Genomic DNA, 12,926 nt, shown 5'->3' with positions numbered 1-12,926 from the left:
ACCCAAGGCACGCGTTACAGTTTTACTCTCTGTTATGGTTACCGATCAGCGTAAATATTCGGTGAAGGCCACCGCGGATCTCCAAATTTGCGAAGGCGGCCCTGTTGGTGTATGCCGCGCCGCCTGAGCCTTCCCTGGCCCTTCCTTCTCCCAACCGTCCGGATCACCATGCCCCAGCCAGACCTTGTCATCTTCGATTGCGACGGCGTCCTCGTCGATTCCGAAATCGTCGCCGCGCGGGTCGAGGCGGAACTGCTGACCTTGGCCGGCTACGAAATATCGCCTGAGGAACTCGCCGAGACCTACGCCGGACTGACCTTCAAGGACATCATGATGCGGGTCGAGGAGAAATCCAGCATCCCGTTCCAGGCCTCGCTGATCGACCGCGCCGAAGACCTCGTTGATCGCAAGTTGCGCAGCGACGTCCGCGCCATCGACGGCGCGCGCGAGGCGGTCGCCGCGGTCACCGTGCCGCACTGCGTCTGTTCGAATTCGCGTTCCGAGCGGATCGAATTCATGCTGGAGAAAGTGCAGCTGCTGCCGTATTTCGCCGGCCGGATCTTTTCGGCCCTGGAGATACCAAGCAAGAAGACCAAACCGGCGCCCGACGTGTTCCTGTTCGCTGCGGAGAAACTCAACGCCAACCCGGCGAACACATTCGTCATCGAGGATTCTGTGCACGGCGTCCACGGCGCCAGGACGGCCGGCATGCGCGTGATCGGCTTCACCGGCGCCGGCCACAGCTACCCCGGCCATGCCGACGCCTTGACGGAAGCCGGCGCCGAGACGGTCATTCGCCGCTGGGCAGAGCTGAAAAGCGTGATCGCCGCGCTGTCGGAGTGGTCGGCTGACGCCTGAGAGACGTGCGTGGCAACGCGAGACTAGTTCGTCTCGACAGCCTTCTTCTTGCGATTCTTCTTCGGCTTGTCCGTCGTCCCCTTCGGCGCGTTTTCATCATATCCGGCAAAGGCCTGATAGTCCTGCGCCGACGGTTCGGGTACGACGACATTGGAATCTGTGAAGACAAACTGCGTCGCGACCGACGGGTCGGTGACCTGGATCTGATACGGATGGATCTGCGAGTAGAGAACATCCGTGCCATGCATCACCGCGATACGGATCGGCATGGTGATGGTGCCGGGGGAAAATTTCGGTCCGGGCACAACCTTGCCGGCGACCGCGATCTTCATCGTCAACTGCCCGTTGGCGCGCAGACAATCGCGGGTCACGTCGCTGATCGACGCCTGGTAGATGATGTTCGCAGACTCATCGGGCGCGGTCGCGGCCGCGTCGGCCGCGGCCTGCGCCTCCTGCGCCTGCTGCTCGGCCTCGGCCTGGTTCCTCGGCTTGCGCATGGGCTTCGACTTGGGCTTCTGCACGCCCTTGGCATAGGTGTTGAAGAAGGCCGTGCCGTCGCGCACCGTCACTCTGGGGCAATAGGCCTGCAACTGGCTGGACAGGACCTTGGGATCCTGTGGCGGCGGCGGCGCTGTCGGATCCTTCTTGCCGAAGCCGAGGTCCAGGATGCCATTGTCGCTCGATTGGCAGCCGGCGGCGGCGAGCATAAAGCCGGTAAGCGCAAGACCCGCCAGAAAGCGGCCACTGAATGTACGAAACGCCATGAAACTGCACTTCCCTCTCGCAAAGCTGGTGACGTATATCAACCGCGCGGCAAAAATGCGACTGAGCCAGCGCAGAAATTAACCACCTTGTGGTGAACGGAAAACCCAGCGGTAACGGATTTGTGACATGCACTATGTGAGTACCCGCGGCGAAGCGCCCGTGCTTGGATTTTCCGACGCCGTGCTGGCCGGACTGGCGCGCGACGGCGGGCTTTACGTGCCGCGCGAGTGGCCGCAGTTTTCCGCTGCCGAGATCCGCGCCATGCGCGGCCTTGCCTATCCTGATCTTGCGATCCGCGTGCTGTCGCCCTTCCTTGGCGACGAAATCCCGGCGCCCGTCTTCGAGCGCCTGGTCCGCGAAGCCTATGCCACCTTCCGCCACGAGGCCGTTTGCCCGCTGGTGCAGATCGGCCCCAACACCTTCATACTGGAACTCTTCCACGGGCCGACGCTCGCCTTCAAGGACGTGGCGATGCAGCTTCTGGCCCGGCTGATGGACCATGTGCTCGCCGAACGCGACCAGCACGCCACCATTGTCGGCGCCACCTCGGGCGATACCGGCGGGGCCGCCATCGATGCCTTTGCCGGGCGCAGCCGCACCGACATCTTCATCCTCTTCCCGCATGGCCGCGTCTCGCCGGTGCAGCAGCGGCAGATGACGACGTCGACCGCGCAAAATGTTCATGCGCTGGCCATCGAAGGCAATTTCGACGATTGCCAGGGCCTGCTCAAGGACATGTTCAACGATCACGGCTTTCGCGACCGGGTTGCGCTGTCGGGCGTCAATTCGATCAACTGGGCCCGCATCATGGCCCAGATCGTCTATTATTTCTCCTCGGCGCTGTCGCTGGGCGCGCCGGACAGGCCGGTCTCCTTCACGGTGCCGACAGGTAATTTCGGCGATATCTTCGCCGGCTACGCCGCCAAGAAGATGGGCCTGCCGATCGAGCGGCTGGTCATCGCCACCAACGACAACGACATCCTGGCGCGCACTTTCGCAACCGGCGAATACCGCACCAAAGGCGTCTTTGCGACCACTTCGCCGTCGATGGACATCCAGGTGTCGTCGAATTTCGAACGCCTGCTGTTCGAGGCTTCCAACCGTGACGCCGCGACAGTGCGGCGCTACATGGACAGTCTCAAGCAGTCGGGCGCTTTCACCATCGAAACCCAGCAAATCGCTGGGATGCGGTCGGAATTCGACGCCGGCCGCGCAACCATGGACGAAGTCGCCGCCACCATCCGTTCGACGCTCGCCGGCAGCAACTACCTGCTCGATCCGCACACCGCGGCAGCCGTGCATGTGGCGGCGGGCAAGGCTTCAGGCGCGGTGCCGATGGTGGTGCTGGGTACCGCCCATCCGGCAAAGTTCCCGGCCGCCGTCGAAGCCGCCAGCGGCGTCTCGCCCGCACTGCCCGCATGGCTAGGTGGGTTGATGACATCGGAGGAAAAATACACGGTACTTCCATCCGACCTGAAAATGGTGGAAGATTACGTCGGCCGCCGCGCGCGGGCGGCGCGTTAGGGAGTAGTAGCCATATGGGTGTTGAGGTAAGCCGTCTGTCGAACGGCCTGACAGTCGCCACCGAAACCCTTCAAAGCATCGAATCGGTTGCCCTTGGTGCCTGGGTCAAGTCAGGTGCCCGCAATGAACGTGACGAAGAGCATGGCATGGCCCATCTGCTCGAGCACATGGCGTTCAAGGGCACGAAAAGGCGAAGCGCTTTCGAAATCGCCTCGGAGATCGAGGACGTCGGCGGCGAGATCAACGCTGCCACCAGCGTCGAGACCACCTCCTACTATGCCAGGGTGCTCTCCGACGACGTGCCGCTGGCCGTCGACATTCTTGCCGACATCCTGCAGGAGTCCGAGTTCGACCCGCAGGAGCTCGAACGCGAGCAGCATGTGATCCTGCAGGAGATCGGCGCCGCACACGACACGCCCGACGACATCGTCTTCGACCGTTTCACCGAGACAGCCTTCCGCCACCAGACGATCGGCCGCTCGATCCTGGGCACGCCGGAAACCGTCAAATCCTTCACCTCGAAGCAGTTGCACGATTTCATCGAGCGGCAATACGGCGCCGAGCGCATGGTGATCGTCGCTGCCGGCGACATCAAGCACGACAATTTCGTGCGCGAGGTCGAAAAGCAACTCGGCGGCTTCCGCAGCAAGGCCGACAGCACCATCCCGCAATATGCGCAATATGTTGGCGGCGACTTCCGTGAGGACCGCGACCTGATGGACGCGCAGATCGTGCTGGGCTTCGAGGGCCGCGCCTATCATGTGCGCGACTTCTATGCCTCGCAGGTGCTGTCGATGATCCTCGGCGGCGGCATGTCGTCGCGTCTTTTCCAGGAAGTCCGCGAAAAGCGTGGCCTGTGCTATTCGGTCTATGCCTTCCACTGGGGCTTTTCCGACACCGGCGTTTTCGGCGTCCATGCCGCGACCGGCCAGAGCGACATCGCCGAACTGGTGCCGGTCATCATCGACGAACTGCAGAAGGCCGGCGAGAAGATCCTGCAGGAAGAACTCGACCGGGCGCGCGCCCAATATCGCGCCGGGCTGATCATGTCCGCCGAAAGCCCGGCCAGCCGCGCCTCGCAGATCGCGCGGCAGCTGCTTCTGTTCGGCCGGCCGATCGCGAAGGAGGAACTGATGGAACGGCTGTCGGCGCTCACGATCGAGCGGCTGACCGACCTGTCGTCGCGGCTGTTCTCGACCAAGCCGACGCTTACAGCTGTCGGGCCTGTGGGTACGCTGGCGCCATACGAGGCGATCCTCGATTCGCTTGCAGGCACGCAGACCGCGACCCGCAAGCTCGCCGTCTAAGCCCCTCAAAGCGTCGTGTTCGCGCTCCCTTTCTTTCGCCGTGACCTGCCGGCGCTGAAGGGTGACCACGTCATGCTGCGCGTGCCCTTCACGAATGACTATCGCGAATGGGCGGCGGTGCGTGGCGAAAGCCGTGCCTTTCTCGAGCCATGGGAGCCACGCTGGACTCCCGACGAACTCGACCGCACCGCCTGGCGGCTGCGCATCAGCCGCTACCGCGAAGACTATGCGCAGGGAACAGCGATCGCCTTCTTCATCTTCGAAAAGAGCAGCGGCAAGCTGGCGGGCGGCATCACGCTCGGCAACATACGCCATGGCGTCTCGCAAAGCGGCCATGTCGGCTATTGGATCGGCGAACGCTTTGGCGGTCGTGGCCTGATGACCGACGCGGTCAAGGTGGTGACGCGCTTCGCCTTCGATACGCTGAGGTTGCACCGGATCGAAGCGGCCTGTATTCCCGACAACGCCCGGTCGATCCGCGTGCTTGAAAAAGCCGGATTCCGGCGCGAAGGACTTCTGCGATCCTATCTCAGGATCAACGGCATCTGGCAGGACCACTACCTCTACGCCCGGATCTCGGACGATCCGCCGGGCGCTGGAACGAAGGACTGATTTTGACGAATTTCCTGCGAAACGGGCCGCTGTTCGCCTTTGTCCTCGCGACAATCCTGACGCTGTGCGCGGCATCGTCGGCCTTCGCCGTCGAACCGATCAAGATTGCCCGCGACGACGTCGCGCTCGACCTTTCGGGCGCCGTCGAGATCTACCGGAACCAGGGTGAGAATTTCCAGGTGTCGACCGCTCCCGGACCGGACGGCATCGTGCGGCGCATCGAGGTCGAGGCCAATGATGCGCGCTCGACCGGCGACTGGGCCGTCTTCGCGCTGGCCAACACCACCGACCAGCAGCTCGACCGGCTGATCGTTGCGCCGCATTTCCGGCTGGTGAATTCCGGCATCTTCTGGCCCGATCTCGGCTCGACGCGCATCGCCGCGATCACCCCCAGCGAGGGCTTCGCTCTCGACCGCCAGACCAGCCCCGACGCCGACGTGTTCCGGGTGACGCTGAATCCGGGCACGGTGATCACCTTCATCGCCGAACTGGCTTCGCCGAAACTGCCGCAGGTCTATTTGTGGGACCCGGAATCCTACAAGGACTCGGTCAATTCCTATACGCTGTTTCGCGGCATCGTCATCGGCATCGCCGGCCTGCTGGCTCTGTTCCTGACCATCCTTTTCGTGGTCAAGGGAACCTCGATGTTCCCGGCGACCGCGGCACTCGCCTGGGCGGTGCTGGCCTATATCTGCGTCGATTTCGGCTTCCTCAACAAGATCATCGAGATCTCGCCCGGCAACGAGCAGATGTGGCGAGCGGGAACGGAGGTGGCGCTGGCGGGAACCTTCGTGGTGTTCCTGTTCGCCTATCTCAACCTCAACCGATGGCACGGCCATTTCAGCTATGGCGCGCTGGTCTGGATCCTTGGACTGCTGCTGATCGCCGGCGTCGCCATCGTCGACCCGGCGGTCGCCGCCGGCATCGCAAGGCTGTCCTTCGCCGCAACCGCGCTGACCGGGCTCGGCCTGATCATCTTCCTCGGCATACGCGGCTACGACCGCGCCATCATGCTGGTGCCCAGTTGGGTCATGGTGCTGTTGTGGCTGTGCGGGTCGTGGATGGCGATCACCGGCATGCTCGACAACGACATCGCCCAGCCGGCATTGGGTGGCGGGCTGATCCTGATCATCCTTCTGATCGGCTTCACCGTCATGCAGCACGCCTTTGCCGGCGGCGCGCTGCACCAGGGCCTGTTCTCCGACCTCGAGCGGCAGGCGCTGGCAGTGGCCGGATCGGGCGATACGGTGTGGGACTGGGACGTGCTGCGCGACCGCGTCGTCACCAAGCCCGATGTCAGCATCCAGCTCGGCCTGGCGCCAAACAGCCTTGGCGGTGCCGCACGCAACTGGCTGCCGGTGCTGCATGCCGACGACCGCGACACCTTCCGCACGACGCTCGACGTGGTGCTGGAACACCGGCGCGGCCGGGTGTCGCAGAACTTCCGCCTGCGCGGCGCCGACGGCCACTATCACTGGTTCTCGCTGCGCGCGCGGCCGGTGATCGGGTCGGACGGTGAAGTAATTCGCTGCGTCGGCACCATGGTCGACGTCACCGAGCAGAAGAAATCCGAGGAGCGTCTGCTGCACGACGCCGTGCACGACAATTTGACCGGGCTGCCGAACCGCGAACTGTTGATGAACCGGCTGGAAGCGGTCATCTCGATCGCCCGCACCGAAGAAAAAGTGCGCCCGACCGTCTTCGTCATCGACATCGACCGTTTCAAGCAGGTCAATGACGGGCTCGGCATCTCGGCTGGCGACACCATCCTTTTGACCATTGCGCGCCGGCTGCACCGGCTGCTCAAGCCGAAGGATTCGCTGTCGCGTTTTGCCGGCGATCAGTTCGCACTAATGCTGTTGTCCGAGCAGGATCCGTCCCGCATCGCCGCCGTCGCTGACGCCATCAAGCATGCCATCAACAACCCGATCACCTTTGCCAAGCGCGAGATCGTGCTGACCGCATCGATCGGACTGATCACCTGGAACTCGACGCAGATGTCGGCCGAGGACATGGTCAAGGACGCCGAGCTTGCCATGCATCAGGCCAAGCGCTTCGGCGGCGACAGGATCGAGCCGTTCCGCCCGGCCTTCCGCACCGTCGGCACCGACAGGCTGCAGTTCGAATCCGACCTGCGCCGCGCCATCGAGCGGCGCGAATTCACGCTCGCCTATCAGCCGATCGTGCGGCTGGAGGATGGCAGCGTCGCCGGCTTCGAGGCCTTGCTGCGCTGGGACCATCCGCGTCGCGGCATGATCCCGCCGGCAGATTTCATCCCGGTCGCCGAAAGCTGCGGGCTGATCGTGCAGCTCGGCCTGTTCGCCATGCAGCAGGCGGCCGAGGACCTTGCCGGATGGCAAAAGCAGATCGGCGACGCGCCGCTGTCGGTCTCGGTCAACCTGTCCAGCCGCCAGCTCATCCGCCGCGACCTGGTCAGCGACGTCCGCTCGGTCATCGCACGCGCCAATCTGAAGCCGCGCTGCTTCCGGCTCGAGCTCACCGAATCGCTGGTGATGGATAATCCCGAGCAGACGGCCCATGTGCTGACCAAGCTGAAACAGCTCGGCATCGGCCTGTCGCTGGATGATTTCGGCACCGGCTATTCCTCACTGGCCTATCTGACGCGTTTCCCCTTCGACACGATCAAGATCGACAAGAGCTTTGTCGACGACAACACCCCCAAACGCGCGGTGCTGCTCAAATCCATGGTCAACATGGCGCATGAACTCGGACTGTCCGTGGTCGCCGAGGGCATTTCGGACGAACGCGACGCGCTGGAGCTGCGCCAGATGGGCTGCGAATATGTGCAAAGCTTCATGTTCGGCGCGCCGATGCCGGGCGACCAGGTGCTGAAGACGCTGAAGGAACAGTATCCGCTGACGCAAGCCTGAGACCTCTGTGATGAGGCTCAGGCGTGTCCGGCGGCGAGGCTGAGATGGGCGAGGTCGATGCCGATCGAGGCGAGGATGCGGTCGTACTTGCGCTCAATGTCGGTGTCGAACAGAAGCTCGGCGTTGGCCGGGCAAGTCAGCCAGCCATTCTCGGCGATCTCGGTCTCCAACTGGCCGGCGCCCCAACCCGAATAGCCGAGCGCCATGAGCGCGTGACGGGGTCCACGGCCAGACGAAATTGCGCGCAATATGTCGACGGTCGCGGTCAGGCAGATGTCGTCCGAAACGGTCAGCGACGATTCCACCCGGTAGTCGCCCGAATGCAGGACAAAGCCCCGGCTGCGATCGACGGGCCCGCCATTGCGCACGACGAAATCGCGAGCCTGCGCCGGCAAGCGGATCGCTTCCTGTTCGTTCATGATGCCCAGTTGCACGAGCAGATCCGGAAACAGCATCTGCTGTGTCTGGTTGATGATCAGCCCCATCGCGCCTTCATCGCTGTGCGCGCAGACGTAGATGACCGAGCGCGTGAAACGATCGTCCTTCATGCCGGGCATGGCAATCAGGAACTGATCGTCGAGGAAACCGCGGCTGGCGGCTGTCTTCTTGTGGCGCAACAAGTCCATGACAGCAAAGGTAACGCGTTTCCAAAGCGCCGAAAAGATGCACCGTGCGGGATTCGACCAAAGCCTATGTGACCAGGCAGAGCATTCTTCCCTCGAGGTCACGCAAATATGATACCGGCAAGGTCATGAAGACATTGCGCGGCCACGAACGGACGATCAAATCACCGCCATGCAAAGCTTGAAAATCCTGCTGCTCGCCGCTGCCATCGGATCGGCAACCGTTCTTCCCGCCGCCGCCTCTTCATCGTCCTGGTACAACAGCGAAGGCGGCAAGGTCCGGCTGGTGACGAGCGGCAAGGCCGATGCCGCCGGCCGCATCCAGGGCGCTCTCGACATAGCGCTCAAGCCCGGCTGGAAGACCTACTGGCGTGACCCGGGCGACGCGGGCGTGCCGCCGCAGCTCGACATTTCAGCCAGCACGAACATCGCCGACGCCCAGCTTTCCTTCCCGGCGCCGCAGCGTCATGATGAAGGCTATGGCAAATGGGCAGGCTACGACTATCCGGTTTCGCTGCCGGTCGTGTTCACCCTGTCGGCGGCCAAAGATCCAGCCGTCATCGACGCCGACATCTTTCTCGGCATTTGCGAAACGATCTGCATTCCGGTGCAGACGCGGCTGACGGTCGACCCCGGCTCCGACCCGGACAACGCCGAAGACACGGCGCTGGTGAAGGCGAGCTTCGCGGCGCTGCCCACACCCGCAAGGTCCGATTTCGGCATCAACGTGCTGCCGGGTGACCACGAGACGCTGGTTGTCGAGGCGAGCTTTCCCGGCGATCCGGAGGCGGCGGATTTCTTTGTCGCCGGCGAGCGGGATTATATGTTCGGCACCCCTGCCCGCAGCGAAAAGGACGGCAAGCTTATCTTCACCGTGCCGATCCTCGACCGCCCGTCGACAACGCCGACGGATGGCGGGCTTCATTATACGCTGACGAGTTCGACCGGCGCCGTCGAAGGGCTCTTGCCGTTTCCTTAAAGCGCTTCGCATTGAACGGATCATGCGACGCACTTGGCCCTCTCTTTGTCCATGTCGTAGTGCCAAAACCGCTGCTCACTTTTTGGGCGACATGGACTGAGGCCGCTCCTTGACGGTTGCAGAGGGCCGTCGAGTTCGCTACGCAATCACACGACCTCCCCCATTTTCCCAGACGAGGAACTCATGACCATTTCCGTTGGCGACAAGCTGCCTGATGTGACCTTCAAGACGATGACCGCCGACGGCGCGAAGCCGATCACGTCGGCCGAGATTTTCACAGGCAAGAAGGTTGTGCTTTTCGGTGTTCCGGGCGCTTTCACGCCGACCTGCAGCAACAACCATTTGCCCGGCTATCTCGAGAACCATGACGCCATCCTGGCACGCGGCGTCGATACCATCGCCGTCGTTTCGGTCAACGACGTCCACGTCATGGGCGCCTGGGCGCGCTTCACCGGCGGCGAAGGCAAGATCCTGTTCATCGCCGATGGCAGCGGTGACTTCGCCAAGGCGGTCGGCCTCGACAACGACCTTTCCGCAGCCGGCATGGGACTGCGCTCGAAGCGGTTTTCGATGATCGTCGATGACGGCAAGGTCACGGCGCTCAATGTCGAGACCAAGCCCGGCGTCGACGAGTCCGGCGCGGCTCATATTCTGGGACAGCTCTAACAATATTGGCGACAGCGTTAGGCCAGGGACCGCAAAGTCCCCTCGCCCGACAGCTTTGGGGGGACCGCGACGATGTCTGACATCTTCTGGCGCAGTATCGCGATCGGCATCGGCGCCACGGCACTGATGGACATCTGGGCGATTTTCCTGAACACGGTGTTTGCCCAGCCACGACCGAACTGGGGCCTGGTCGGCCGCTGGGTGTGGCATCTCAGGGAAGGCAAGGTCTTCCACGACGATATCGGCGATGCAAAGCCGTACGCGCAGGAAGTGGCGCTGGGCTGGGCATTTCATTATCTTGTCGGCATCGTCTACGGCATCATGCTGGTCGCGCTGGCGGGAACGGCATGGCTGGCGGCGCCGACCTTCCTGCCGGCCTTCATCCTCGGCATCGTCACCGTCGGTGCCGGCTGGTTCCTGTTGGCGCCTGGCATGGGTGCCGGCTGGGCCGCCTCGAAACGGCCCAAACCGATGCAGATCCGCGCCCTCAACCTGGTGTCGCACACTTTGTTCGCGCTCGGGCTTTACGGCACGGCGCTGCTGATCCGCTGAAGCGAAGTTAGTCGTCGCGACGCTGCGCCGGTGCGTCGATCGGCTGCCATCCGTGGACAAGGCGGCGTGCGCCGAGGTCGTACGCGAAGTAATTACCGCCGCCCGCCGGCTGATCCGCTTCGCGGCCGATTTGCCGACCGCTAAGGGCGAGCAGAAGCAGCGTTCCGACGCCGCCATGACCCACGAAGGCAATGTCGCCCGCGTCGGCGGCGCCAAGCACGGCGTCGACCTCGCTCACGATGCGATGCTGGGCATCGATGGCCCGCTCCCATCCGCGAATGCTGTCATGAGGGTTGGCGAAGAACTGGTCCGCGACCGCTTCGAACTCCGGCGGCGGTAAAAACCCCGTCGCCGATCGGTCGTTCTCATGCATCCTTTCCCTCACCTCGATGGCAAGGCCGAGATGTGTTGCGAGGATTTCGGCGGTTTCCAGCGCCTTGCGTTCAGCCGACGACACGATGCGCCGGATCGAGCCGATCCAGGGCTGGTCGAGCATTGCAACCGCTCTCGCTCGTCCGATGTCGGACAACCCCCATTCCGGCACGGGAATGTTGGCATCGACCTGAACCTGGGGATGGGTGACATAATACAGGATCGGCATGATCGAAGATCCCTGCCTGAGAGTGCTGACCTGCTCCTGAGTTTAATAACTCTGGGTCGAGCGCCGCGCCTTCGCTGCTACCGGCTGTTTTGCCTGCGCAACTAGCTTCGGCGCAGCAGCGGGCTTGACCGGGCCTTTCTTGAACGGCGCCATGCCCTCGCGCGCGAGTTCGTCGGCGCGCTCGTTCTCGGCATGGCCGGCGTGGCCCTTGACCCAGTTCCAGGTCACCTTGTGACGCCTGTTGGCCTCATCCAGCGCCTGCCAGAGCTCACCGTTCTTGACCGGCTTCTTGTCGGCCGTCTTCCAGCCGTTCTTCTTCCAGCCGTGGATCCACTTGGAAATGCCGTCCATGACGTATTTGCTGTCGGTGTGAAGGTCGACCGTGCAGGGTTCCTTCAACGCATTCAGCGCCGAGATGGCGGCGAGAAGCTCCATGCGGTTGTTGGTGGTCTCCGCCTCGCCGCCGGAAAGCTCCCTGGTGGTGCCGTTGAAGCGCAGGATCGCGCCCCAGCCGCCAGGGCCGGGATTGCCCGAACAGGCGCCGTCGGTGAAGATCTCAACGTGTTTGCTCATGATACCCCATATCAGGCCAATCCATATTCCGAAGGAGACCTGATCGCCCGATGGAATCGCATCCTGCGGATATATTCGGTCGGATCGCGTTTCATCACCAGCCCGCCATTGGGAACGGTCAACCAGTCGTAGAGCCGGGTCAGCATGAAGCGCAGCGCCGAGCCGCGCGCCAACATCGGCAGCGCCGCCTTTTCCTGGTCGCTCAGGGGACGCACGCTCTGATAGCCGGCCAGCAATGCCTTGCCCTTGGTCAGGTTGAAGGAAAAATCCTTCTCGAAGCACCAAGCGTTGAGGCAGGTGGCGACATCGTAGGCGTAGAGGTCGTCGCAGGCGAAATAGAAGTCGATCAGGCCGGAAAGCTTCTCGCCGAGAAAGAAGACATTGTCCGGGAAAAGATCGGCATGGATGATGCCTTGGGGAAGGTCCTTCGGCCAGTTCCGCTCGAAGTCGCCAAAGTCGGCATCGACCTCGGCCGCAAGGCCCGGCTCAACCTCGTTGGCGCGGTCGCGGGCGGCGTTCCAAAGCTTGCGCCAGCCGTCGATGGCGAGCGCGTTCGGGCGCGTCATCGAGAAATCGGCTCCGGCCAGATGCAGGGCCGCCAGGGCCTTGCCGACCTCGCCGCAATGCGTCGATGTCGGCCGCCGGAGTGAAAGCCCTTCGAGGAATGTGATGATGACCGCCGGCCGGCCGGCGAGCGTGCCGATGACGCTGCCGTCATGCGCGGTCACCGGCAGCGGGCAGGAAACGCCTTTTTTGGCGAGATGGCCCATCAACCCGAGGAAAAACGGCAGATCCGCCTTCTCGACGCGCTTTTCATAGAGCGTCAGGATGTACGAGCCGCTGGAGGTGTGCAGCAGGAAGTTCGAGTTCTCGGTGCCTTCGGCGATGCCCTTGTAGGACAGGAGATTACCGACCGGATATTGCTTCAGGAATGCGCCGAGTTCGCCTTCGGCAACGTCGGTATAGACCGCCATG

Annotated in this window: 13 protein-coding genes; 8 read left to right on the top strand and 5 right to left on the bottom strand. The window is 63.1% G+C overall.

Going from position 1 to position 12,926, the window contains the following annotated elements:
• The first annotated feature begins 168 nt into the window (after positions 1–168).
• Positions 169–858, top strand: a complete 690-nt coding sequence (locus AC1D2G_RS17555) for an HAD family hydrolase (protein ID WP_477415572.1) — start codon at positions 169–171, stop codon at positions 856–858.
• Positions 859–881: 23 nt separating this feature from the next.
• On the opposite strand, the gene AC1D2G_RS17550 is transcribed toward AC1D2G_RS17555, so the two are convergent.
• On the bottom strand, positions 882–1,622 hold the full coding sequence (locus AC1D2G_RS17550) for a hypothetical protein (protein ID WP_477415570.1): 741 nt from the start codon (positions 1,620–1,622) through the stop codon (positions 882–884).
• A 127-nt stretch (positions 1,623–1,749) separates the two neighbouring features.
• On the opposite strand from AC1D2G_RS17550, the gene thrC reads away from it, so the two are divergent.
• From thrC to AC1D2G_RS17530, 4 genes are read left to right on the top strand one after another with little or no spacing between them, the layout of a single operon-like run.
• A complete protein-coding gene (gene thrC / locus AC1D2G_RS17545) occupies positions 1,750–3,147 on the top strand; it encodes a threonine synthase (RefSeq protein ID WP_477415568.1) in 1,398 nt (465 codons plus the stop codon).
• Positions 3,148–3,161: 14 nt separating this feature from the next.
• Entirely contained in the window at positions 3,162–4,454 is a 1,293-nt protein-coding gene (locus tag AC1D2G_RS17540; RefSeq protein WP_095091948.1) for a M16 family metallopeptidase, read from the top strand.
• A gap of 15 nt (positions 4,455–4,469) precedes the next feature.
• Complete coding sequence (locus AC1D2G_RS17535) at positions 4,470–5,066, top strand: GNAT family N-acetyltransferase (protein ID WP_095091947.1); 597 nt, start codon at positions 4,470–4,472, stop codon at positions 5,064–5,066.
• Positions 5,067–5,068: 2 nt separating this feature from the next.
• Entirely contained in the window at positions 5,069–7,957 is a 2,889-nt protein-coding gene (locus tag AC1D2G_RS17530) for an EAL domain-containing protein (protein WP_095091946.1), read from the top strand.
• Between the two features lie 17 nt (positions 7,958–7,974).
• Here the strand turns inward: AC1D2G_RS17530 and AC1D2G_RS17525 are convergent, their stop codons facing one another.
• Positions 7,975–8,583 (bottom strand): YqgE/AlgH family protein, encoded by a 609-nt coding sequence (locus tag AC1D2G_RS17525; protein WP_091576862.1) that lies wholly within the window; start codon positions 8,581–8,583, stop codon positions 7,975–7,977.
• Positions 8,584–8,752: 169 nt separating this feature from the next.
• On the opposite strand from AC1D2G_RS17525, the gene AC1D2G_RS17520 reads away from it, so the two are divergent.
• From AC1D2G_RS17520 to AC1D2G_RS17510, 3 genes are all read left to right on the top strand, one after another.
• A complete protein-coding gene (locus AC1D2G_RS17520; RefSeq protein WP_477415566.1) occupies positions 8,753–9,559 on the top strand; it encodes a protein-disulfide reductase DsbD domain-containing protein in 807 nt (268 codons plus the stop codon).
• A 183-nt stretch (positions 9,560–9,742) separates the two neighbouring features.
• Positions 9,743–10,225, top strand: a complete 483-nt coding sequence (locus tag AC1D2G_RS17515; protein ID WP_457153621.1) for a peroxiredoxin — start codon at positions 9,743–9,745, stop codon at positions 10,223–10,225.
• A 72-nt stretch (positions 10,226–10,297) separates the two neighbouring features.
• A complete protein-coding gene (locus AC1D2G_RS17510) occupies positions 10,298–10,777 on the top strand; it encodes a DUF2938 domain-containing protein (protein ID WP_477415564.1) in 480 nt (159 codons plus the stop codon).
• Between the two features lie 7 nt (positions 10,778–10,784).
• Here the strand turns inward: AC1D2G_RS17510 and AC1D2G_RS17505 are convergent, their stop codons facing one another.
• The 3 genes from AC1D2G_RS17505 to AC1D2G_RS17495 are packed head-to-tail and all read right to left on the bottom strand — an operon-like array spanning position 10,785 to position 12,925.
• Complete coding sequence (locus AC1D2G_RS17505) at positions 10,785–11,378, bottom strand: histidine phosphatase family protein (protein ID WP_477415562.1); 594 nt, start codon at positions 11,376–11,378, stop codon at positions 10,785–10,787.
• A 42-nt stretch (positions 11,379–11,420) separates the two neighbouring features.
• Positions 11,421–11,951: a ribonuclease HI gene (gene rnhA, locus AC1D2G_RS17500; RefSeq protein WP_477415560.1), complete on the bottom strand. Its 531-nt coding sequence runs from the start codon at positions 11,949–11,951 to the stop codon at positions 11,421–11,423.
• Positions 11,952–11,962: 11 nt separating this feature from the next.
• A complete protein-coding gene (locus AC1D2G_RS17495; RefSeq protein ID WP_477415558.1) occupies positions 11,963–12,925 on the bottom strand; it encodes a homoserine kinase in 963 nt (320 codons plus the stop codon).
• Between the last annotated feature and the right edge of the window lies 1 nt (position 12,926).

It is taken from the genome of Mesorhizobium sp. P2_C7, from assembly GCF_056404515.1.
This window is presented reverse-complemented; position numbering and strand designations above follow the sequence as displayed.